This is a genomic window from Nonomuraea sp. NPDC050556 (assembly GCF_044457355.1).
GTDB lineage: Bacteria > Actinomycetota > Actinomycetes > Streptosporangiales > Streptosporangiaceae > Nonomuraea.
Window position 1 is genome coordinate 2,637,406 of record NZ_JBITGU010000001.1, and the last position, 23,447, is coordinate 2,660,852.

16 protein-coding genes are annotated in these 23,447 nt (G+C 72.5%); 10 read left to right on the top strand and 6 right to left on the bottom strand.

Annotated elements, in window-relative coordinates; genetic code table 11:
* Window positions 1-27: 27 nt before the first annotated feature.
* Entirely contained in the window at window positions 28-3,102 is a 3,075-nt protein-coding gene (locus ACIBG8_RS12810) for a S8 family serine peptidase (protein ID WP_397342843.1), read from the top strand.
* A gap of 87 nt (window positions 3,103-3,189) precedes the next feature.
* Here ACIBG8_RS12810 and ACIBG8_RS12815 read toward each other — a convergent pair whose 3' ends face one another.
* The 4 genes from ACIBG8_RS12815 to ACIBG8_RS12830 are packed head-to-tail and all read right to left on the bottom strand — an operon-like array spanning window position 3,190 to window position 9,385.
* Window positions 3,190-4,515 carry an FAD-binding oxidoreductase gene (locus ACIBG8_RS12815; RefSeq protein WP_397342844.1) on the bottom strand — a complete coding sequence of 442 codons (1,326 nt, stop codon included), beginning with the start codon at window positions 4,513-4,515 and terminating at the stop codon, window positions 3,190-3,192.
* Entirely contained in the window at window positions 4,512-6,350 is a 1,839-nt protein-coding gene (locus ACIBG8_RS12820) for an ABC transporter ATP-binding protein (protein WP_397342845.1), read from the bottom strand. Before ACIBG8_RS12820 ends, ACIBG8_RS12815 begins: the two co-directional genes overlap by 4 nt.
* Before the next feature lie 6 nt (window positions 6,351-6,356).
* The gene (locus ACIBG8_RS12825) at window positions 6,357-9,242 is read right to left on the bottom strand and encodes a type 2 lanthipeptide synthetase LanM family protein (protein WP_397342846.1); all 2,886 of its coding nucleotides are present in this window, start codon (window positions 9,240-9,242) and stop codon (window positions 6,357-6,359) included.
* Window positions 9,197-9,385 (bottom strand): DUF6229 family protein, encoded by a 189-nt coding sequence (locus ACIBG8_RS12830; protein WP_397342847.1) that lies wholly within the window; start codon window positions 9,383-9,385, stop codon window positions 9,197-9,199. The genes ACIBG8_RS12825 and ACIBG8_RS12830 overlap by 46 nt, the downstream gene beginning before the upstream one ends.
* Before the next feature lie 110 nt (window positions 9,386-9,495).
* Here ACIBG8_RS12830 and ACIBG8_RS12835 point away from each other — a divergent pair, with 110 nt between their 5' ends.
* A complete protein-coding gene (locus ACIBG8_RS12835; protein WP_397342848.1) occupies window positions 9,496-10,122 on the top strand; it encodes a response regulator in 627 nt (208 codons plus the stop codon).
* Here the strand turns inward: ACIBG8_RS12835 and ACIBG8_RS12840 are convergent.
* On the bottom strand, window positions 10,097-11,299 hold the full coding sequence (locus ACIBG8_RS12840; RefSeq protein ID WP_397342850.1) for a sensor histidine kinase: 1,203 nt from the start codon (window positions 11,297-11,299) through the stop codon (window positions 10,097-10,099). The two genes, ACIBG8_RS12835 and ACIBG8_RS12840, sit on opposite strands and share 26 nt — an antisense overlap.
* A gap of 184 nt (window positions 11,300-11,483) precedes the next feature.
* On the opposite strand from ACIBG8_RS12840, the gene ACIBG8_RS12845 reads away from it, so the two are divergent.
* From ACIBG8_RS12845 to ACIBG8_RS12880, 8 genes are all read left to right on the top strand, one after another.
* Entirely contained in the window at window positions 11,484-12,257 is a 774-nt protein-coding gene (locus ACIBG8_RS12845) for an IclR family transcriptional regulator (protein WP_397342851.1), read from the top strand.
* Window positions 12,258-12,423: 166 nt separating this feature from the next.
* Window positions 12,424-14,091 carry a peroxidase family protein gene (locus ACIBG8_RS12850; RefSeq protein WP_397342852.1) on the top strand — a complete coding sequence of 556 codons (1,668 nt, stop codon included), beginning with the start codon at window positions 12,424-12,426 and terminating at the stop codon, window positions 14,089-14,091.
* Window positions 14,088-15,605 carry a benzoylformate decarboxylase gene (gene mdlC, locus ACIBG8_RS12855; RefSeq protein WP_397342853.1) on the top strand — a complete coding sequence of 506 codons (1,518 nt, stop codon included), beginning with the start codon at window positions 14,088-14,090 and terminating at the stop codon, window positions 15,603-15,605. The genes ACIBG8_RS12850 and mdlC overlap by 4 nt, the downstream gene beginning before the upstream one ends.
* Window positions 15,606-15,615: 10 nt before the next feature.
* Window positions 15,616-16,959: an FAD-binding oxidoreductase gene (locus tag ACIBG8_RS12860; protein ID WP_397342854.1), complete on the top strand. Its 1,344-nt coding sequence runs from the start codon at window positions 15,616-15,618 to the stop codon at window positions 16,957-16,959.
* Window positions 16,952-18,286 carry a cytochrome P450 gene (locus ACIBG8_RS12865; RefSeq protein ID WP_397342855.1) on the top strand — a complete coding sequence of 445 codons (1,335 nt, stop codon included), beginning with the start codon at window positions 16,952-16,954 and terminating at the stop codon, window positions 18,284-18,286. The genes ACIBG8_RS12860 and ACIBG8_RS12865 overlap by 8 nt, the downstream gene beginning before the upstream one ends.
* The gene (locus ACIBG8_RS12870) at window positions 18,283-19,608 is read left to right on the top strand and encodes a hypothetical protein (RefSeq protein ID WP_397342856.1); all 1,326 of its coding nucleotides are present in this window, start codon (window positions 18,283-18,285) and stop codon (window positions 19,606-19,608) included. Before ACIBG8_RS12865 ends, ACIBG8_RS12870 begins: the two co-directional genes overlap by 4 nt.
* Entirely contained in the window at window positions 19,605-19,874 is a 270-nt protein-coding gene (locus ACIBG8_RS12875) for a hypothetical protein (RefSeq protein ID WP_397342857.1), read from the top strand. Before ACIBG8_RS12870 ends, ACIBG8_RS12875 begins: the two co-directional genes overlap by 4 nt.
* 102 nt (window positions 19,875-19,976) lie before the next feature.
* Window positions 19,977-21,719, top strand: coding sequence for a protein kinase (locus tag ACIBG8_RS12880; protein WP_397342858.1), 1,743 nt, complete (start codon window positions 19,977-19,979; stop codon window positions 21,717-21,719).
* A 429-nt stretch (window positions 21,720-22,148) separates the two neighbouring features.
* On the opposite strand, the gene ACIBG8_RS12885 is transcribed toward ACIBG8_RS12880, so the two are convergent.
* On the bottom strand, window positions 22,149-22,583 hold the full coding sequence (locus ACIBG8_RS12885) for an organic hydroperoxide resistance protein (RefSeq protein ID WP_397342859.1): 435 nt from the start codon (window positions 22,581-22,583) through the stop codon (window positions 22,149-22,151).
* Window positions 22,584-23,447: the final 864 nt, after the last annotated feature.

Genomic DNA, 23,447 nt, shown 5'->3' on the forward strand with positions numbered 1-23,447 from the left:
TTACCTCCCGACTCATGAGGTGACACGTTGAGGCGTCAGTTAGTCCGCGCCGCGCTCGCGACGAGCGTGGCCGCATCCCTCGTGGCGGCCGCCCACCCGGCGGCCGCCGACCCGTCTCCGCGTTTCCCGCGGCTCGACGACGCGTTTAACTACACGCATGAAAAGCCCGCCATCCTGGACGGTGACCGTACCGTCAAGGTGATCATCCAGGTCGCCGGCGCCCCGGTCGGCGAGGCCAGGGCGACCGCGGAGGAGCAGGGCAAGTCGGTCAGCGCCACCGACGTGCGCGCCGAGGTCAAGGACGCTCAGGCGCAGGTGAAGCAGGCCGTCAAGGACGCCGGCGGCACGGTGCTCAACAGCTACACCGACAGCTTCAACGGCATCGCGGCCCGGCTGCCCGCCAAGAACCTGGACACCGTCTCCAAGGCGCAGGGCGTCGTGGCGGTCCACGCGGTGCAGCAGGTCAAGCCGGACAACGCCAAGGCCGTGCCGTACATCGGCGCGCCCCAGGCGTGGCAGGACCTGGGCCGCACCGGCAAGGGCATCAAGGTCGCGGTGGTGGACACGGGCGTCGACTACACCCACTCCACCTTCGGCGGCTCGGGCAACCCCGCCGACTACACCGCCAACAACGGCACCGTGATCGAGCCGGGCACCTTCCCGACGGCCAAGGTCGTCGCCGGGTACGACTTCGTGGGCGACGCCTACGACGCGAGCAACCCGGCGCACGAGGTGCCGCAGCCCGACCCCGACCCGCTCGACTGCAACGGGCACGGCTCGCACGTGGCGGGCTCGGCCGCCGGGTTCGGCGTCAACGCCGACGGCACCACCTACCGCGGCGTCTACGACACCACGACGCACAACCAGGCGTTCAAGGTCGGCCCCGGTGTGGCGCCGAACGCCTCGATCCTGGCGTACCGCATCTTCGGCTGCGCGGGCTCAGCGGACACCTCGGTCATCATCGCCGCGCTGGACCAGGCGATGAAGGACGGCGCGCAGGTCGTCAACATGTCGCTCGGCTCGTCGTTCGGCCGTCCCGACTACCCGACCGTGCAGGCCGTCTCCACGCTGACCAGGGCCGGCGTGTCCGTCGTCAACTCGGCGGGCAACTCAGGCGCCAGCGCCTACCTCGTCGGCGCGGCGGCCGTCGCCCCCGAGGCGATCGCGGTCGCCTCGGTCGACGCGGCCATGGCCGTCCTCCCCGGGGTGAAGATCGGCGCGCTCAACGCGCAGGTCTCGAACGGCGAGCCGGCCATCCCCGCAGGGGCGCTGCCAGTCGCCGTGCTGCGCACCAGCTACCCGTCGGGCCCGCTGTCGCTGGGCTGCGCGCCCGCCGACTACGCCGCCTATCCAGGCGGGGTGGCGGGCAAGCTCGTCATCACGCTGCGCGGCACCTGCGCCAGGGTCAAGCGGGCGATCGTCGGCCAGGCGGCGGGCGCCGCGGCGGTCGCGATGATCGACACCTCGCTCGCCTACCCGCCGCTGGAGGGGCCGATCACCGCAGACCCCGACACGGGCGCGCCGGTCAACGTGACGATCCCGTTCCTCGGCATCAACGGCGCCGACCGCGCCGCCGCCTCCGCCCTGGACGGGCAGAGCACGACGCTGACGCCGGTGCAGATCCCCAACCCGTCCTACGCCAAGCTGGCCTCCTCCAGCTCGGCCGGTCCCGCCAACGTGACCAGCGCGCTCAAGCCGGACGTGACCGCGCCGGGCGTCTCGGTGGTCTCGGCGGGCGTGGGAACGGGTTCCGGCCCGTCAACCAAGTCGGGCACCTCGATGGCGACCCCGATGGTCGCCGGTGTGGCCGCCCTGGTCCGCGAGGCGCACCCCAAGTGGAAGCCCAACCTGGTCAAGGCGGCCATCGTCAGTACGGCCGACGCGACCACCAAGATCGTCGGCTACACGGCGCGCATCGCGGGCTCCGGCGTGGTCGCCGCGCGGCAGGCCGTGAGCGCGTCCGTGGTCGGGATGAGCAACCTGTCGTTCGGGTACGGCGCGCTGGACGGCGCCTACGAGCGCACCAAGACGCTGGTGCTGCGCAACACCGGGTCGTCGAAGGTCGTCTACGACCTGGCCGCGTCGTTCAACGGCGAGGCGTACGGCGCGCAGGTGCGGGTGTCGCCGTCGCGGGTGACCATCTGGCCCGGTGACAGCCGCGAGGTGGACGTCACGCTGAGCCTCGCCAAGGACAAGGTGGCGGCGCTGCCCGAGTCGGAGAAGTCCAACTTCGGGGCGCTGACCCACATCCAGGGCGCGGTCACCGCCACGCCGACGGCTGTCTCCGAGGGCGTCTATCCGCTGCGCAGCGCGTTCCTCATGGTGCCCGACGCGCTGTCGTCGGTGACGGCGTCGCGGGCTTCCCGGTTCACCGGGGTTGAGGACGCGTTGAGCACGTCGGTGACCGTACAGAACTCCGGGACGCACGCCGGGACGGCCGAGCTGTTCGCCTGGGGCATCAGCGACGCCGACGACGTGTCCGGCGCCGAGGACCAGGTGGACGTCAGGTCGGTCGGAGTGCAGTCCGAGGCCGGGCCCGGCGCGGACCGTACGTTGCTGTTCGCGTTGAACGTGTACGGCAAGTGGTCGAACGCGGCGGCCAACCGGTACGAGGTCGCCGTCGACGCCAACGCCGACGGGACGTTCGACGCGGTGCTGGTGGCCGACGACTACGGCCGGGTGACGACGGGCGATCGGGACGGGCGCTTCGCGGTGTTCGTGGAGAAGCTCGACGGGACGGTGGTCGCGGCTCGGGCGGCTGTGGCGCCGATGAACTCCGGCACCATGCTCCTGCCCGCGCTGGCCTCGGAGGTCGGGGTTACCGCGGCTGCGCCGAAGTTCAGCTACACGGTGCTGGCGCAGACCGGGAACCCGGACGAGATCTCGGACACCACGGACGCGGCGGTCTTCGACGCGTTCACTCCCGCCGTCTCCACCGGGGCGTCGGCCGTCGTGGCTCCCGGGGCTTCCGCCACGGTGCCGCTGACGGCCAGCCGTGCGGGGCTGGCCGCCGCGCCGGTGAAGGGGTGGCTGGCGGTGACCCTGAACAACAAGTCAGGACGCCGCGAAGCCGACGAGATCCCGTTGCCCCGCCTGCCGTAGTTCTTTCCCTTCGACCGAGGACGGCCGCGCGACCCCCCACGCGGCCGTCCTCCTGTTTTTCGCGAGCCCATGGAAGACGACGCGCCGTCAGCTCGTCACCGCGCGGAACCGGTCGCCCGGATCGTAGAGCGCCTTGAGGCCCCGCAGCCGCGCGAGGTTGTCCCCGTAGTACGCCCGCCCCCAGTCCTCCAGGTCCGCGTCCGGGTAGTTGGGGTAGACGCCGGACGTCAGCGGGGCAAGGTGCGCCCACGAGCGGCACAACCACCCGTGCGCGTCCGCCCGGCGCGCTTCCGACGCCCGGAATCCCACCTGCACCGACTGCTTGAGCAGGAACCGCGGCCCCCGATGGGCGAACGCGGTCGCACCGGGCGCGACCCGCCCGATGGCGCCCGCCCAGGGGACGAACTCCAGGTCCCTGATCTCCCCGTACACCCGGTCCGCGGCCAGCCGTCCGAGCAGGTCCTCGATGGCCTGGCGCGGCAGGTGACCGGTAAAGAAGCCCGACTTGTTCAGCCGCAGTCCGGGCCGCTCGCCGTCCGGCAGGGTGGTGACGGCCCCACCCGAGCCGTCGGCGTACGCGTGGTGGCAGGCGGCACCGGCGGCGTCGAGCGGGACGAGCCGGGCGCGCCCGGCGGGCACCAGGTCGGCGATCAGCTTGCGCGCCTGCTCCGGCGGCCCAGCGACGACGCCGAAGAGCACGGCGGAGGGCGGCTCCTCCGGCTCGTCGCCGGCGATGACAGCGATCTCCAGGTTGACCTCGTCCGGCGCGCCGGGCGCCCAGTGTTGCCAGTCGTCGACCAGGCCCGCCGTCCCGGCGAAGTCGACGGCCAGCTGAACGGCGGTGGCCGGTACGGCGGGGCGGGTGCGCAGGGTCAGCCGCGTGACCACGCCGAAGGTGCCACCGCCCGCCCCGCGAAGCGCCCACAGCAGGTCCTCGTCCGCCTCGACGATCCGCCCGTCGCCCAGGACCACGCGGGCGGCGAGGAGGTGGTCGGCGCCGAGCCCGTACATGCGGCTGAACACGCCGTAACCGCCGCCGAGCACCGCTCCGGTGACGCCGACCGTGGGGCACCAGCCGCAGGGCACCAGGCGCCCGCGCGCGGCCAGGAAGGCGGCCAGCTCGCCGACCAGCACGCCGGGACCGACCGTGACGGTGTCCGCGCCGGCCTCCGTCGCCTTCATGCCGCCGAGGTCGATGAGCAGCCCCGTGGTGGAGGAGTGTTCCGCGAAGCTGTGGCCGCCCCCGCGAACGGCGAACGGCAGGCCGCGGGCGTCGGCGAGCTCCAGCGCGCGCAGCACGTCCTCCTCTGACGAGCAGCAGGCCACGACGGCGGGCAGGGCTTCGTCCAGCGTGCCGAGGAAGGCCTTGCGCCTGGACTGGTAGCCGGGCTCGCCCGGCTGGATCAGCCTCACCGGCGCGCCTTTCCTGTCTGCAGCGCGTACAGCTCCGCGTAGTGTCCGCGCAGTGCGAGCAGCTCGTCGTGTGTGCCTTCCTCGGCGAGGCGTCCCTGGTGCAGCAGGTAGATACGGTCGGCGTGCCGCACGCTGGTCAGCCGGTGGGTGATGAGCAGGACGGTGCGCTCACCCGCGATCCCGCGGAGCGTCTCGTAGACGGCGTACTCGGCCTTGGCGTCGAGCGGCGCGGTCGGCTCGTCCCAGATCAGGAGCGGCCCGTCGCGGAACAGCCCGCGCGCCACGGCAAGCCGTTGCCACTGGCCCGCCGACAGCTCGTGTCCGCCGCGGAAGTGTTTGGACAGCAGAGTGTCCCAGCCGGCGGGCAGGGCGGCGACCATGTCGTCGGCCGCCGCGAGCTCGGCGGCGGCGCGCAGGGCGAGGTCTCCCGGGTCGTGGCGGTCGTGGCGTCCCATGCGGACATTGGTCCTGGCATCATGTGGCCAGCGGACCGGGTGCTGCGGCACCAGCACGACCCGGTCGGCCATGGAGTCCTGGTCCAGTTCCAGGACGTCGAGCCCGTCCCATCGCAGGGTGCCGCAGGTCGGCGTGTACAACCCGGCCAGCAGCCTGGCCAGCGTGGTCTTGCCCGAGCCGTTCTCGCCCACGAGCGCCACCGTCTGGCCGGCGTGAATGGTCAGGTCGAGCTCGCGCAGCGCCGGCCGGTCGCTGCCCGGGTAGGTGAAACCGACGCCGCGCAGCGTGATGTGCTCGGGTGAGCGCGGCGCCGCCGTACCGCCGGGGGGCGGGCGGCGCGCCGCGGCATCGGCGAGGAAGTCGTGGTAGTCGGCCACGTACATGAACTGCTCGAAGAGCTGGTTGGCGGCCTGCGCGAGCTGCTTCAGCGCCGTCGCCGCCATCCTGACGGCGATCACCGCGGTGCCCGCCCCCGCCAGCGCGATCCAGCCGGACTGCAGCATCAGGGCGAGTACGGCCAGCACCCCGGCCATGGCGAGACCGCCTGCCGCCCTGCCCGCGGCCCGCACCCTCGCCATGGACAGCCCGACCGCCGTCTCACGCTCCATCAGGACGTCGGCCACCTGGCGGTACTCCCCCAGCACGTACGGCTGGGCCTGGCAGGCCCGCACCTCTCCGGCCGCCTCGCGCTCGGTGGCCAGCTCGGCGAGCAACTCCACGCGGCGGTTCAGCGTCACCATCTCACGCATGCCCGCGTAGCCGAGCTGCGCAGACCTCAGCACGGCCCATGCCTCGGGGAGCACGCTGACCACGATCAGCGGAACCAGCACCGGGTGCAGGACGGCCAGCCCGACCGCCGCCGCGCTCACCGCGCAGGCGGCGCCGAGCAGGTCGATGGCGTTGGAGACGGCCCGGTCGAGGTGGAACAGCCCGCGGTCGCGGGCCCGGTGCAGGCCGTCATAGAACTCGACGTCGTCGAAGTCGGCCAGCCGCACCCCGAGCGCGGCGGCGAACAGGCGTTCCTCGGCCTCTCGCCGCAGCGCCGGTTCCAGCCGCGCTCTGGCCAGCTCGACGGCCGCTTCCGCCGCTCCGCGCAGCGCCACGATCGCGGCCACCAGCACCAGGCCGGGCAGAGCGGCCGCCAGCCGGTCGGGGGCGGTCACCAGACCGTCCAGCACCGACGCGGTCGCCAGGAGCCCGCTCGCGGTGGCTACGCCGGTGGCCAGTTGCAGGACGACGATCGTGAGCGCGGGCCCGCGGCCGCAGGCCCAGATGAGCCGCAGCACCGGTGCGGTGACCGCGGGCAGCTCGCGCAGCGTGCGCCGGGCGCCTGCCGTCCGGTCCAGGTGCCAGTAGGGGCTGACGAGTTCATCCTCCACGCGCTTTCACTCCAGATCCGGAAGCAGGACGGAAGGCAGCGCGCAGTCAGGGTGCATGCGCAGCAGCTGGTAGGCCACCCCGCCCAGCCCTGGCAACAGGCCGGGCGCGAAGGCGTCCCTGGCCAGACCGGAGATCGGGCCGTTGGTCTCCAGACTGCCGAGGATGTGGGCGCTCAGCCGGTCGCGGTCCACCGGTGCGACCCCGGACGCGCGGGCCAGCTCGATCACCTCCCAGGAACCGAGGTCGCCGTGGCAGAGCGTGTGGTTCCAGCCGGTGCCGTCCGCCCAGCAGGAGGCCGCGGCCCGCCGCAGCCGGTCGAGCCACAGCGTACGGTCACCCGAGCGGGCCAGCTGGTCGGCGGCGACGATGCCGACGCCGCCCGCCCCGTGACACCACGCGGCGGCGGTGAAGCCGTCGCCGCGCAGGTCCACCCAGCCGCGCTGGTCCGGGTCGTAGAGGGTGTCCTCGTAGCGGAACGCCGCCTCGGCCAGGCCGTCGAACTCGGGCGAGCCCAGCCGGGACAACGCCCAGCCGATGCCGGTCGCGCCGTGGGCGAGACCGCCGAGCCCCTGCGGGAACCGGGTACTGGGCCAGCAGACGCCCGCGCCCCGCCGCTCCGCCAGCCCGGCCAGCCGCGCGCCGATCGACCCGGCAAGTCCGGCCCACCGCTCCTCCCCCGTGGAAGAGCTCAGCCGCAGCAGGGGGACGATCGCCCCGGCCATCCCGGACAGCAGGTCGTAGGCGTCGTCGGCCTCGATCGCCTCGGGCAGCAGCTCGGCGAGCGCGCACGCCCGGACCAGCGCCTCGTCGCCGGCCGCGCCGAGCGAGCGCAGCAGCAGCCACCCCCAGATCTGCGAGGCCGTACCCAGATAGGCGCCGGGGGGCTCGGGCCGCATCCGGATGTCCTCCAGGCGTTTGGCCGCGTCGCGCTCCTCCGCGAGGCGGATGGTGCGCATGACCGATCGCAGGAGGTCGTGCAGCCCCTCCACCGGCTCGGCCCTGCCGTCCGCCACCTCACGCAGGTAGGCGGTGAGCAGGATCGCCACGCCGTGCGCGCCGCCGTACAGGTCGGCGGAGAGGGGCTGGACGGCCCAGCCGGTGGGGCTGAGCAGGGGCGTGATCCACGTGACCGTGCCGTCGGCACCGCGCACCGCCCCGTCGAGCACGCCGCGCACGATGCCGGCGGCCGCGGCGCGGCGGCGGGCGTCCAGGTCGTCGGCGCGGACCAGGCCGGGGGAGAGCGCGCTCTCCCCCGGCATCCAGCCCTCGTTGAGGTACGCGCTCACCAGCGCGGCCCGCGCCACCCGGCGGTCCAAGTCGTGGTCGCGCGAACGCCACCGGGACACGGCGTCGGCCACCAGGTCGAGTTCCGGACCGCACCTGGTGCCCGCCGGCCCGCGCAGTACGCCGGTGCGTGGCGTGGTGTCGAACATCGGGATGTCGCCGTGGCACAGCTCGTCCACCTCTGCGGCGATGATCTCGGCCGATCCCGGCGCGCCGGGCACGTTCTCCGACATCTTGGCCAGCAGCGCGGCCGCCTTGGCACGGGCGTGCGCCTCGTCGTGCAGGGCCGCCGGATGCCAGAGCATGCGGCCCAGCTCGGCGTAGGACTCGGTGGAACGCAGCACAGCGCGGACGGGGCAGTCGGCGAACCCGGCGAGCAGCGGCTCCAGCTTCCCCGACGCGTCCAGCTCGGCCAGCCGGTCATCGAACTCGTCGAATCCGGCGATGATCGCGTCCCAGTGGTCACCGAGCACCGGCTCGGCGCTGGGGTGGTTGGCCGACGGCGGCAGCTCCACCCGCTCGGTGCCCATGCGCGGGCTGTCGGTGCCGGCGCCGAGCACCACGGGGAGCTCGATCATCGGCTGCTGGCCCGGCAGCGCGCCGGCCGCCGACACGTCGACCCCACGCCAGCCCAGCGCGACCCCTCGCCCCGGAAGCAGGCCGGTGCGCATCACCGACGTGTCGATCAGCTCGACGGCCAGGTCGACGGCGCCGCCGTACCCGGAGGGGCGGGCCTTGGCGTGCGGGGTGAACAGCGTCTCGCAGTCGACGACCACGGGCTGCGGTCCTGCCGCGATGAGGTTCTCCGCGTGCAGGTCGCTGCCGCCGAGCAGGCGCATGAGGGCCAGCCAGTGGCCCATGCCCCGGTAGAAGGCGCGCAGCTGCTCCGCGCCGGCGCAGTAGCGGTGCTCGACGTGCTCGGCCCAGCCGTACCCGCCTCGGGTGATGACGGCCGGCACGCGCATCGTGGAGACGCCGAGATGCGTGAGCAGCTCGGCGAGCGCCGCGTCCACGGCCAGCGAGCGCGGCTTGTAGACCACCCGGCCGTCCTCGCCGTGCAGCACGACGACGGTCTGCCCGCCACGATGGCTGTCTCCCGCGCCGAACTCGACCCGTTCCAGCACGCCTACCGGTCCCCCGGGGAGGGCGGCCAGCGCCGCGCGGTCGCGGGCGAACCGCTCGGCGAACCGGTAGGAGGCCGCGCACCGGTTGCCGATCACCGCCGCCAGTCGCGCCGCCATGCCGGGGTACGGCCCGGCCAGGCCCTGCCAGAACGCCGGCTCGGCCACGCTGTCGCGCCACTGCTCCCAGCGCCCGGCGGGGTCCGCCGCGGTCAGGCGCCCGGAGATCCGCGCCGCGTTCAGCTCCAGCACGAGCACCCTGGTGATCTTGCGGCGGACCTCCTCCTCGACGGACCGCGCAGAGGCGGCCAGGATGACGCCGCGCTCGGCGTGGGTGAGGCCGGTGAGGGACCCCAGCCGGGCCTCCAAGTCGGCCAGATCGGGTCCGATCAGTGGGTCCAGCGGCGGGTCGAACTCACCGGCCATCTGCTCCGACCCCGCTAGCAGCAGTAGCGGGTGTAGGAGCCCGAGCAGGCGGTCCCGCATCTGCCGGACTGGCCAGGACCGGTCATGGTGATCTCGGACTCCACGTACATGCCGGGCAGCAGCGGGCCGACCGGGCTGTCCGGCTCGTCGCCCGACCTCCAGGCGGCGATGATCTCCTCGACCCTCTCGAGGGTGACAGTCATGTTTGCTCCCTTCTCGGACTTTGGCGCCATCCTGCGTCGCCCAGCTCATGACCGGTAGCCGCCATAACTGCTCACTTGACACGACATATCCGGATATGGGAAAGAAGGTGGTGATCACAGTTTCCGTAGTCGACGACGACCGCATGCTCATCGACGGGCTGGCTTCCTACCTCGCCGGAGTGGACGACCTGCGGCTGATCGCGTCGGCCGCGACCGTGGCGGAACTGCTCAGAACGGAGCCTGCTCCCGCCGACGTGGTACTCCTCGATCTGCTGCTGGCCGACCGCTCCGAGCCTGTCGAGAACGTGCGCGCCCTGCGCCGGCTGCACCGGCGGGTGCTCGTGGTCAGCGTGGTGACCTCGGGCGGCGTGGCCAGGCAGATGGTCGACGCCGGCGCGGGCGGCTACCTCACCAAGGACCACGACCTCGCGGCCCTGGTGGCGAAGATCAGGGAGGTCGCGAAGGAGGATGTCGTCATCTCCCCGGAAGTGGCCCTCGGCTGGCTGGCCGACCATGACGCCGACCGGCCCGTCCTGTCGCCGCAGGAGCGCGCGGTGCTGCTCGCCTACGCCTCCGGCATGACGCTCACCGCGGCGGCCCGCAGCGTGGGCGTGCAGCCGGGGACCGCCAAGAACTATCTGGAACGGGTCAAGGACAAATACCGCAAGGCCGGGCGCCCCGCCTACACCAAGCTGGAGCTGGCCACCCGCGTCAGGGAGGACGGCCTGGCCACCTGAGCTCCACGCACACGCCCTCGCCGGCGGCGGTGATGATCTCCACGCTGCCGCCCACCTCCCGCATGCGCCCGACCACCGAGGAGCGCAGCCCGTGTCCCGGCTCGGTCCGTGCGGGTTCGAACCCCCTGCCGCGGTCGACCACGCGTACGGTGACCACACCGCCGTCCGCGAACGCGGTGAGCCAGGCGTCTCGTTCCCCGGAGTGCCTGGCCACGTTGTTGAGCGCCTCCGTACTGGCCTCGGCCATCGCCACGCCGACATCGGCGGGCAGGTCGTCGGGCAACGACTCGGCCGCGTAGCGCACGCACAACCCGAGCCCGGCCGCGCCCGCCACCGCGCGGGCCAGGCCGTTGCTCAGCCCGGTCGCCGGGCCCGCGGCGTCCTGCCTGATCAGGGCGCGCACGTAGGCGGCGTCCGCGGCGCACCTGCGCCGCACCTCCACCGTGTGGTGGTCCAGCCCGCCCCTGGCGATCGCGACCAGCGTGGCGAGGACCGTGTCGTGCAACTGGCGGTAGTGCGCCAGCCGTGTCTGCTCCACCACCCGCTCCGCCTCCGCCACCAGCCGCTGCTCGGCAAGCGCGTCCAGCCTCCTGGCCTGGGCGGCCAGATAGGACCTGATGAAGAAGACGATGATCGCGAACCAGACGTAGCTGTTGACCCGTACGGCCAGTTCCAGCGCGGGCGGGAGCCGCTGACCGAGGTCGCCGGCGTGCGCGTACGCGTACACGGCGATCGGCACCAGCAGGGCGCTGAACTGGATCGCCCGCACGCTGACCGCGCCGATCATCGCCCCGGTCGCCAGGAGGGCGTGGGTGGACCAGTTGGTCACGCACGCCTCCGACCTGGGCAGGCAGGCGTCGGTAACCCCGACCATGAAGACGCAGGTGGCCAGTGTGTCGATCGCCACGGCCGAGGTGACGAACCACCCCCTCCGCGCTACCCAGCGGAACAACGTAACGTTCCAAAGCAGGGCCAGCGCGAGCAGCACGGCGTTGCGGCCACGGTCGGCGAAGACCACGTCCCCGGCGAACAGGCTCGCGCACGCGGGCAACAGATAGCTGAGCCGCTGCAACATCAGCAACGCCACCACGAAGCTCCGCACCCGCTCGCCGCTGGGCCGGAAGGCCAGGAGCAGCGGATCGCGCCAGCCGGGCGAAGCCGCGAAAGGTGCCTTCATGGGGGGTGACGCCCTTCGGTCTACCGGGTGTACCCAGAGGATTCCCTCCTCAGGGCGAGCCATCACATGATCATGCGGCAGGCGGGTGTCGCTGATCACCATTACGGGTAGTCAAGAAATGGCAACACGAAGTTCGGGGAAGACCCTCCTTCTTCTCCTCGGCGATCAAGGGTGTGACACGAACATGCCGAGGACCAGCTCCTCCATCCTCCAGCGACAGGGATCGGGACCGGGCAGTCTGGAGAGGGGGATCGACATACTGACCTGCCTGAGTTCCGACCCCCGCCCGCTCAGCCTGGCACAACTGTGCCGCGACACGGGCCTGCCCAAATCCACCGCCTACCGCCTGCTCGGCGTGCTGTGCTCGCGCGGCCTGGCCAAGCGTGCGGGCACCGACTACCTGCTCGGCGACCTCCTGAGCCGGATGAACCGCGAGCGCATCCCGGGCACCCGCCGGGCGGTGCTCCCTTTCCTGCTGTACCTGTACGAAACGACCAGGCAGACCGTCAACCTGGCCGTCCCGTCGTCCCTGGAGGCCGTTTACGTCGAGCGGTTGTACGGCGGCGACCGGGTCAGGTCGCCCTCCGACGAGCTCGACCGGGCGCCGCTGCACTGCACCGCGACCGGCAAGGTGCTGCTGGCCTTCGACGACGACCTGCGCAAGCAGCTCATCGAGGGCGGCAGCATGCCCAGGATGACCAGGCGCACCATCACCGGCGTCGCCGCGCTCGAACGCGAGCTCGGGCTGGTCAGGAGGCACGCCCTGGCCTACTCCCAGGAGGAGTACGCACCAGGGCTGGCGTGCGTCGCCGCTCCCGTGTTCGGCCCGGGGGGCGGGGTGTGCATGGCGGTGGGCGTGGCCGGTGACGCCTCGTCGCTGCGGCTGGGCCGCGTCGGCATCGCCGTGCGCGGCGCCGCCCAGGCGATCACCTCCGCCCTGGCCGCCGCGGCCGACTAGGCACTCCCAGGCCCACCCCCGCCCTCCGGGGGTGGGCGGAGCGACCCGTCAGCGGCGTCCGGATGATCTCAGCCAGCGGAACAGATCCCGCCACATGAGCCGAAACGTTCCACTGACTGGGACGCCTGATTGACCCACCCGATCACGCAGCGTTGTCATCGATCACGTGAAGCGACGACTGCGCGAATGGCACCGGCTCCCGGTGCCCCTCCAACTGTTCAAGCTGGTGGAGATGCGCGAGCAACTGCGTTCGAGCAACCTGCACGACACCTACGGCGCCGGCGGCGAGCGCCCGCGGCGTCCCTCCAACCGCCGCATGGTGTTCAGGTCCTACGACGGCACCGGCTACGACCCGGACGACGTGGACATGGGCGCCGCGCACACCAGATTCGACAGGAACGTCCCCCTGCACCTGACGTTCCCCGAGACCCAGGCCGAGCTGATGGAGCCGAGCCCGCGCGAGGTGAGCAACAGGCTCCTGGCGCGGACCGCGTTCAAGCCGGCGACCAGCCTCAACGTCCTGGCGGCCGCCTGGATCCACTTCCAGAACCACGACTGGTTCAGCCACGGCAGGAACCCGGCGGCCGAGCCGATGGAGATCCCGATCGAGGACGGCGACCCGTGGCCGTCGCGGTCGATGCTGGTCCGCAGGACGAAGCCGGACCCCGTCTCGCACACCGACTCGACCAGGCCGCCGACGTTCGAGAACACGGTCACCCACTGGTGGGACGGCTCGCAGATCTACGGCAGCGACGAGGAGACCTGCCGGAGGCTCAGGACCGGCGAGGGCGGCAGGATGACCGTCGAGCAGGGCCGCCTTCCCGCGGACGGCGGGCTGGACCTGACCGGGTTCTCCGACAACTACTGGGTCGGCCTGAGCCTGCTGCACACGCTGTTCGTCAAGGAGCACAACGCGATCTGCGCACGGCTCCGCAGGGCGTACCCGGCCTGGGGCGACGAGCGGCTGTTCCACACGGCCAGGCTGGTCAACGCCGCGGTCATGGCCAAGATCCACACCGTGGAGTGGACGCCCGCGCTGCTGGACACCCCGGCGGTGCGGATCGGGATGCGGATCAACTGGAAGAGCATCCGCGGCTCGCGCAGGAAGCACCACGGCGTGCCGTACTCGATCACCGAGGAGTTCGTCACCTGCTACCGGATGCACCCGCTGATCCCCGACGACTGGGAGATCCGCTCCCACAAGCGGGGCGAGCTCCGCGCGACCACGGACTTCACGCCCCTGCAGGGGCACGGGACGCGGGCCGCCGTGGACGAGTACGGGCTGAGCGACCTGCTCTACTCCTTCGGCGTCGCCCACCCGGGCGCGATCACCCTGCACAACCACCCGAACGCCCTGCGGAACCTGCGCGGCATGTTCGGCGAGCACCTCGACCTGGGCGCCGTGGACGTGCTGCGCGACCGCGAGCGGGGCGTGCCGCGCTACACGCGGCTGCGGGCGGCGCTGCACCGCTCGCCGGTGCGCGACTTCGCCGACATCTCCGACGACCCGAAGACGGCGGCCGAGCTGAAGGAGGTCCACGACGGCGACGTGGACCGGGTGGACGCGATGGTCGGCATGTACGCCGAGCGGCCGCCGCAGGGGTTCGCGTTCTCCGACACGGCGTTCCGCCTGTTCATCCTCATGGCGTCGCGGCGGCTGAAGAGCGACCCGTTCTTCACCGAGCTGTACACGCCGGAGATCTACACCCCCGAGGGGATGCGGTGGGTGGAGAAGGCCACGATGACCGGCGTCCTGCTGCGTCACCACCCCGAACTCGCCCCCGCCCTGGCCGGGGTGGACGGCGCGTTCTCACCCTGGAGGAGGCTGGCATGACGACGGTGCGCGAGGTGGTCGTCGAGTGGATGCGGGCGCGCGAGCTGACCACGGTGTTCGGCAATCCCGGCTCGACGGAGCTGCCGATGCTCAAGGACTTCCCCGCCGACTTCCGCTACGTCCTGGGGCTGCAGGAGGCGGTCGTGGCCGGGATGGCGGACGGCTACGCCTGGGCGTCGGGCAGGCCCGCCCTGGTCAACCTGCACACCGGTCCCGGGGTGGGCAACGCGATGGGCGCGCTGCTCAACGCGGCGGCCAACCGCACGCCGCTGATCGTGACGGCGGGCCAGCAGACCAGGGCGATGCTGACCATGGAGGCGCTGCTGACCAACGTGTCGGCGACCGCGCTGCCGCAGCCCGCGGTCAAGTGGGCGTTCGAGCCGCCCCGGCCGCAGGACGTGCCCGCCGCGCTGGAGCGGGCCTACCACGTGGCCTGTACGGCTCCGCGGGGTCCGGTGTTCGTCTCGCTCCCGATGGACGACTTCGACGAGCCAGGCGAAGCCGTACCCCTCAGAAAGGTCACCCCTTCTTCCGCTGCCCTGGGCTTGGAAACCCTGGCTGAGGCGCTCGACGCGGCGGTGAATCCGGTGCTGGTGGTCGGGGCGGACGCGGGCTGGGAGGCGGCCGTCGAGCTGGCCGAGCGGTGCGCGCTGCCGGTGTGGGAGGCGCCGCTGGAGGGCAGGATCGCCTTCCCGCACGACCACTCCCTCTTCCGCGGCCAGCTCTTCCCCGGCATGTCCTCGATCTCGGCGCAACTCGCCGGGCACGACCTCATCGTCGTGGCCGGTGCGCCGGTGTTCCGCTACTACCCCTACCTGCCGGGCCCGCTGCTGCCGGACGGCGCCCGCCTCGTGCACCTGACCTGCGACCCGGCCGAGGCGGCGCGCGCCCCCTGCGGGGACGCGATCATCGGTGACGTACGGCTGGCGCTGCGTGAGCTGGCCGAGCGCACCAAGGTCAGCTCCAGGCTGCCTCCGGAACCACGGCCGGGTCCCGCAGCCCCGGCGAGCGCCGCCGCGTCGGTGATGGCGGCGCTCGCCCAGGGAGCTCCTGCGGACACGGTGTGGGTCAACGAGTCGCCCTCCAACCGTCCCGAGTTCCACGACCAGATCAGGATCGGCCGCCCGGACTCCTTCGCCTTCACCGCCAGCGGCGGCCTCGGCTACGGCATGGCCGCGGCGGTCGGCGCGCAGCTCGCCCACCCGGGCAGGCCGGTGGTGGCGGTGATCGGCGACGGCTCCGCCCAGTACGCCATCCCGGCGCTCTGGACGGCGGCCGCCTACAGGGTCCCGGTGACCTTCGTGGTGCTGACCAACCGGGAGTACGCGGTGCTCAAGTGGTTCGCCGGCGGCAAGCACATGCCGGGCCTGGACATCGGCGGCATCGACGTCTGCTCCATCGCCCGAGGGTACGGCGTCGCCGCCCACCGGGTGGAGCCCTCCCAGCTCGCCGAAGCGGTGCGCACCGCGACCGCCGCCCCCCTGCCCGTCCTCATCGAGGTTCCCATCCTCTAGGAGGTCCCCCTTGGATCTGATCGAATCGCTGCGCGAGGGCTGCCCCGTCCTCCTCGACACCGGCGGCCACCTCCGCGACAGCGCCCCCTTCTGCCCCGCCGGCGTCCCCGCCGTCGTGGCCCTTCCCACCAGCGTCGACGAGGTGCGCCACGTGATGCGCACCGCGCACCGCCTGGGCGTCCCCGTGGTGCCGCAGGGCGCCAGGACCGGCCTGGCCGGAGCGGCCAACGCGGTCGACGGCTGCGTCGTGCTCTCGCTGACCGGCATGGACCGCATCCTGGAGATCGACCCGGCCAACCGGCTGGTGCGGTGCGAGCCAGGCGTGGTCACCGCGACGCTCGCCTCTGCCGTCTCCCAGCACGGCCTGTGCTACCCGCCGGACCCGGTGTCGCGCGACACGTGCACGATCGGCGGCAACATCGCCACCGGCGCCGGCGGCATCTGCTGCGTGAAGTACGGGGTCACCGCCGACTACGTGCTCGGGCTCAGCGTCGTCCTGTCCGACGGGCGGCTGATGCGCACCGGCAGGCGGGCCGTCAAGGGCGTCGCCGGGCTCGACCTGACCCACCTGTTCGTCGGCTCCGAGGGCACCCTCGGCGTGATCGTCGAGGCGACGCTGGCCCTGCGTCCGGCGCGCGGGCCCGCCTCCGGGCTGCTGGCCGCGTTCGCCTCGACCCGCGACGCGGGGGCCGCGGTTGCGGCGGTGATCGCCGCCGGGCACACGCCGTCGGCGCTGGAGCTGATCGACAGGACCACGATGCAGGCGATCCGCGACCTCGGCCACCCGGTGGAGCCCGCGGCCACGCTCATCGCCGAGAGCGACGGGCCCGACCAGGCGGCCGACGTGGCCGCGATGGCGGCGCTGTGCCGGGCGGCGGGAGCCGTACGGGTCGAGGTCCGTCAGGACGCGCTGGGGCTGCGCAGGCTCATCGCGGCCGCGATGCTGGCGATCATGGCGGGGATGGGCGGCAGGCCCACCGCGTTCATCGAGGACGTGGCCGTGCCGCGCAGCCACCTGGCGACGCTGATCGACCAGCTGGAGATCATCGCGCTCGACCACGGGTTGTGGATCGGCGCGACCGGCCACGCGGGCGACGGCAACCTGCACCCCATCGTCCTGTTCGACCAGGACGATCCGGACGCGGTACGGCGGGCGGAGGCCGCCTACGACGCGATCATGGCGGCCGGGCTGCGGCTCGGCGGGACGATCACCGGCGAGCACGGGGTCGGCCTGCTGAAACGCGCGTGGCTGCGCAAGGAGCTCGATCCGGAGAGCCTGCGGCTGCAGCGCGAGATCAAGCGGCTGTGCGACCCGGCAGGCCTGCTCAACCCCGGGAAGGTGTTCGATGACTGAAGGCCTGCTCCGCGATGGGGCCCGTTCGACCGGCGGGCTGCCCCGCGCCACCGCGCGGGAGAACCTGGCGCTGGCGACGACGTTCTTCCTGCCCAGCCTGGCGCGCGGGACGATCACCTCCTCGCCGCGCGGGCACGCGCTGACGACCAGGCTCGACACCATGGCGCGTGCCCAGCGGGTGCTGTCCGGGCTGCGCGAGCGGTACGGCGGGCGCTCCGTGCTGGTGCGCGGCGTGTCGGGGCCGACGGTGCTGGTGCTGGAGCGGGCGGACATCGAGCGGGTGCTGACCGGCTCCGACGAGGTGTTCACGCTGGCCAGCAGGGAGAAACTCAGCGGACTCGGCCCGTTCCTCGACGGAACCCTCCTGCTGTCGAGGGGCGGGCCGCGCATCTCCCGCAGCGCCTTCGCCACGTCCGTGCTCGGCGTTTCCGAGCTCTACGAGGGGTTCGCCCGCGTCGCCGCCGAGGAGGCGGCCACCCTGGTGCCGGGGGTGCTCACCTACTCCGCGGTCAACGACTGCTGGAACCGGGTGGCCAGGCGCTGCCTGTACGGCGAGGGCGCACGTGACGACACGGAGCTCAGCGAGGTGCTGGCCGGGCTGCGGCGGGCGGGCAACTGGCTGGGGGTACGGCGGGGCAGGCAGGCGCGGCTGTCGGCGCGTTACGACGCGCTGATCGCCGGGCACCTTTCGCGGGCTGAACCGGGGAGCCTCGCCGGTCTCATCCCCTCGCTGGCTCCGGGGGCGGAGGTGTGTCCCGCGCGTCAGGCGGCCTTCTGGTTGATGGGCTTCACGGTTCCCCCGCCTGGCCTGATGCAGGCGCTCGCGTTGCTGGCCTCCTTTCCCGGGGGGTCCCTCTCCCCTTCCTACGTGCGGGCCTGCCTGCTGGAGGGGCTGCGGCTGTGGGCGCCCGTACCGGCTCTGATGCGTACGATCACCTCGGAGGTCACCTGGGGCGGCGAGACGCTGCCCGCGGGCACCGGGGTGCTCATCCCACTCATCCTGCACGCGCGCAGCCCGCAGCTCCCCTACGCCGACCGGTTCGCGCCGGAGATCTGGATGGACGGGACGGCCGAGGCGGAATGGCTGCTCGGGCCGTTCAGCAGGGGGCCGGGGCAGTGCAAGGGGATGAACCTGGCGCTGCACGTCGGCACCGCCTTCCTGGAGGCGCTGCTCGCCCTCGCCAGGCCGGTGCTGGAGCGGCCGCTGGGGGACCCGCTGCCGCTGATGCTCGACACCATGCACCTGCGCTTGACCATGGAGCCACGCCTGACCAGGGAGCCGCGCCTGACCGAGGAGCCGCCGCGTCTCGCCGAGGAGTCACGATGAGCACCGGGGAACTCAAGCGGGCCGCCGCTGAGATCGTCGCGGTGGCGGAGCGGATCCGCGCCATCGGTCACCGTACGGCCGCGTTGCTGAGCGACAGGGAACTGAACGGTTCAGTACTGCGCTCGCCGGTCACCGGCGTCAGAGCGCAGGGGGCGCTGCTGCGGGCCGTCACTCACCGGACCGGGCTCGGGTTCGCCTTCGGCGGCGTGACCGGGCGGCTGGGCGGAATGGCCGGGCAGGAGAGCCTGGCCGCCCGCGTCGCCGTCACCTCGCTGCGGCTGCGCATCGACGCGGTCGCGCTGGAGCACCCCGAGCTGCTGGACGACCCCAGCACGCGCAGGCTCGTCAACGCCGTCCTGGCCGACCGCGACCTGGAGGCCACCAGGACGCTGCGCGCCATGTTCAAGCGCAGGGGCGCCTCCTCCGCGCTGTCGTCGATCGCGCCGATCGCCATGGAGGTGCTCGCGATCCGGGCGCTGCAGGACGAGAACCCGTTCAACGACGGTTCTGGCTGGTCGATCGCCACCGGCAAACAGCCGGAGGCCGAACCGCTGCTCGGCATCTCCACCAGGGCCGTCACCCACTGGGACACCGGGGAGGGCGCGGCGGAACCGGCCGAGCTGGAGCCGGAGATCGCCTCCTCCGGCGGGCTGATCGCGTTCCTGTCGAACATCGCGGTGCTGCGCACCAACGGGCGGGTGCTGCTGCAGTCCGTCCTCGGCCCTGACGGGGTGACCCGGTACGTCGTCCACGCACCGGGCATGGACCTCGGCAGCCCCGTCAACGACACCCCGCAGGACTTCGTCGGCGCCGGGCGCAACGCCATGCTCGGCGACTCCCCCTACGTGCGGGCGCTCGGCAAGGCGATCGTCGCCTTCGGCGTGCCGGCGGGGGCGGAGCTGGCGCTCGTCGGGCACAGCGAGGGCGGGGCCGCCGTGATGAACCTGGCCCAGGACGCCAGGTTCTGCGCGCGCTACCGGGTCACGCACGCGGTGTGCGTGGGGTCGCCGATCGACTTCAAGGTCTGCGCCGACCCGGAGACCTGGGTGGCCTCGGTCACCAACCAGCACGACATCGTGCCCGCGCTGGACGGGGTGGGCGCCGGGACCTGCTTCGACCTGCACCCCGACTGGTACGTCGTCGACTACACCGAGGCCAGCCACCGCTTCCCGCAGTGCCACAGCATCGCCGTGTACCTGCGGGACCTGCGTGAGCTCCTGCACGAGGAGCGCGAGCACATCGACAGCCAGATCAGCCGCTACCACGGGCCGGTGACCAGGTCCCAGGCGTACCGGCTGCGCGACAGGGAGGTACCCCGATGAAGACACAGACGCGCGTGGTGCCCGCGCCCCGTCCCCTCGCCGGGCGGGTCAGGCAGTTGCGCGCCGACGCGGACGAGCTCGTGGAGCTGGCCCTGCGGCTGCGTGACCTGGCCGCTTCCCTGCGCGCCACCCGGGTCGCGCCGCCGTGGCTCGACAAGGCGCTGGCCGTACAGATCATGCGGTGCATGAGCGCCTCGTCGCAGCTGAAGCTGGCGGCGCGGCGGCTGGAGGAACACTCACTGACGCTGCGACACGAAGTCCATTAGAGTCGGGGTTGAACGTCGGTCGGTCCGGCGGATGACGACGGCGAGAGGACAGCAACATTGGGGCAGCAGGGGCGCTCCTCTGACGCTGAGGATCCACCCTCGGTGGGTCCCTACCAGGTGATCTCCCGCCTCGGGTCCGGCGGCATGGGCACGGTCTACCTGGCGCGCGCCGCCGACGGCACGCAGGTGGCGGTCAAGGCGATCCGCCGCGACTTCGCCGCGGACCCCGTCTACCGGGCGCGGTTCCACGAAGAGGTGTCCAACGCGCAGAAGGTGGCCTCCTTCTGTACGGCCCGCGTCCTCGACCACGGCGAGGACAACGGGGTCCTCTACCTGGTGACCGAGTACATCGACGGGGTCTCCCTGGAAGACCACCTGATGCGGCACGGCGCCCTGCCGCCGTCGGTCCTGCACTCGGCCGCTGTCGGGGTGGCGGCGGCGCTCACCGCGATCCACGCGGCGGGGCTCGTGCACCGCGACCTCAAACCGGCCAACGTGATGCTGACGCTGGCCGGGCCGCGGGTGATCGACTTCGGGCTGGCGCGTTCCACCCACGTCAACGCGCGGCACACCAACGCGGGCATGGTCATGGGGACACCGGGGTGGATCGCGCCCGAGCAGGTCTTCGAGGGCCGCACCTCGCCTGCGGCCGATGTGTTCGCGTGGGGGTCGCTGGTCGCTTACGCGGGGCTGGGCGGGCACCCGTTCGGGGAGGGGGACGCCTACGTGATGGCGGCCCGTGCCCGTACGGCGCCGCCGGACCTGCGGGGGCTGCCCGCGCCGCTGGACCGGTTGGTGGCGGCGGCGATCCACCCGGACCCGGCTCGGCGTCCTGCTGCGAAGCAGTTGCTGCTGGAGTTGGTGGGGGCTGCCGACGAGCCTGGGGCGCAGTTGGCGGCCACCAAGCATCTGTCGAGCTCTTGGAACCCGGCGGAGTTGCCCGCTTTTCCCCCTCCTGGCCAGCGCGTCCGCCAGCCACCACCGCCACCGGGCTGGTCCACCACGGGCCAGGGCCCCTTGCCCCCACCCCCCACCCCAGGCCCTTCCCACGGCCCAGCGCCGTCTTCCCACGGCCCTGCGCCGTCCTCGCACGGTCCGGCTCCGTCGTCGCATGGCCCCGCACCGTCATCGCACGGTCCGGCTCCGTCCTCACACGGCCCCGCACCGTCTGCGCACGGCCCTGCGGCGCCTTCGCACGGTCCGGCCGCGCCTTCGCATGCTCCGGCGCCGGGTGCTTCGCGCGGCCCCATGCCCGGCCCAGGCCACGCCCCTCCCCCACAGCACACCGTCACCGGCGTACCTGGCCCCCGCCCCACGATGCCCCCGTACGCCCAGGCCCCAGTGATGCCCCGCCCGGGATTCACCCCGCCGCGCCGACGCTCACGAGGCCTGACCGGCTGCCTGACCGCATTGGCGATCGGCCTGGTGCTGTTCGTCGTGTTACTGGCAGCCCTGGCATGGCTCTTCGGCCCAGCAGCGAGAAGCGCCGACGGCCCCATCCAGGACGGCATCCTGAAGTTCACCATCACCGACGCCACCTGCCCCAAACCAGCCCGAGACGCCAAAACCCGCACCTGCAAGATCCAGATAAGGGTCAACAACACCGGCCCAGAAGCCCGAGTCCTCTACCCGGGCCAACAGAAGCTCCTGGATGAGGACGGCACCAAACACGACGCGGCCAAGCTCCTCGACAAGGCAGGCAAGGAGATCACCCCCACCCGGGTAGAAGCAGGGACCACCTTCACCGGCACCCTGCTCTTCACCCTCCCCAGGGGGGCATCCCCGGCCGAGGTAGAACTCCACGACTCAGCCCTGAGCCGCGGCGCCCGCCACGACCTCCCCTAGCCCCGCCCTGAGCCGCGCCCCCGCCACGACCTCCCCTAACCCCGCCATAAGCCGCGACACCCCCTGACCCCGCCCCGCTTCCCCACCCGGCCCCGCCGACTGCACCCCAGCCACACACCACCCAGCCGCGCTCAGCGCCGCCCGCGCCGGACACCACCAATGCACCACCCGCTGAGCACCCCGCGCCCAACGCTCAGCACTACTCACCCCAGCCCCACACCGGGCATTCCTGCGCGCCACCGTCGAACACCCCGCGCCCGGCCCACAAGCCGTATCGCCCACAGCCCAAGCGTCGCCGCCACGCCCCCTGGCCCGCCCGGGCGCGCTACGTCGTCAGCAGGGATTCGCACGACGCCCTGCGGGGCGGGGGATCCTCACCGACGGATCAGGTGACCGTACGGCCAGAGAGGTCCTGCGACAGCGTGTGGGCTACAGCTGGGCGCCGTTGACCACGAGGGACACCGGGATGTTCCCCCGGGTCGCGTTCGAGTACGGGCACACCTCGTGCGCCGCCCGCACCAGCGCGGCCGCCTTCTCCGGGTCCTCGACCGAGGGCAGCGTGATGTCGAGCGCCACCGCCAGCTCGAACCGCCCGCCCGACACCGGCACGAGATCGACCTTGGAGTCGACCACAGCGTCCTTCGCCTCGAGCTTCTGCCGCCGTCCGACCAGCTCGAGCACGCTGGAGAAGCAAGCCGCGTACCCGACCGCGAACAGCTGCTCCGGATTCGTCCCAGCCCCGTCGCCGCCCAACTCCTTGGGGTGGCGCAGCGTGAGGTCGAGCTGCCCGTCGGGCGTGGTGGCGTGCCCGTTGGCCCTCCCACCGGTAACGCGAGCTTCAGCTGTGTACAGCGCCTTACTCATGAAACATCCTCTCGTAGCTTCCTGAAGCTGAATCTACGACTTCAAAAACAGGAAGTCAACGCATACGGTGACCCCAGGAAATCGGATACGGCCTCCCGACCCGCGGCGTCCACGAACCACGCCCCGTGATCAAGCTGGCCCATGAAGCCGAACACCTCGGCTTCTCCTCGCTCTGGCCCGAGACAGCCCCGCGAGCCGCCCGCCTGCCGCCGCTTCCGGGTGACTCACAACGCCTATGCGGCTGTGGGGGGGAGCGTGTGGCGATCCGGTTGAGCGCTGATGATCAGCGTGCTGGGTTGGAAGAGCTTGCCGCTGCCGCGCTTCCGGCTTCCGAGGGGATCTGACGGCCGATGTCGGGCTGGCCCCCGTCGACGGCGGTCGTAGCGCGGCGAGCAGGCGCCGCGCGCGGCCGGTCGCGTCGTGGGGTGATGGGCCGTGTGAGGGTGTCGGTGGGTTGGCGGTGCCATAGGGTCCGGCGCATCCCAGGGCGTTCAGGGCTTCGGTCGCGTCCAGGGGGTTCGGCGCGTCCGCGGCTCGACACGTCACCGGGGTGACGCGTGTCACGAGTCTGCGGATCACAGGTCCGCAGGGTCACGGCGCCTGGCGGATCATGGGGCCCGACAGGCCACGAGGTCCAGCCGGGCAGGGCTTCGGTGGGGCGTGAGGTTCGGCAGGGCGTAGGGGTCGGTGGGGCGTGAGGTCCAGTGGGGCGTAGGGGTCGGTGGGGCGCGAGGTCCAGCGTGACGCGGGGTTCGGTGGGACAGGAGGTCGGTGGGACAGGAGGTCGGTGGGACAGGAGGTCGGTGGGACAGGAGGTCGGTGGGACAGGAGGTCGGTGGGACAGGAGGTCGGTGGGACAGGAGG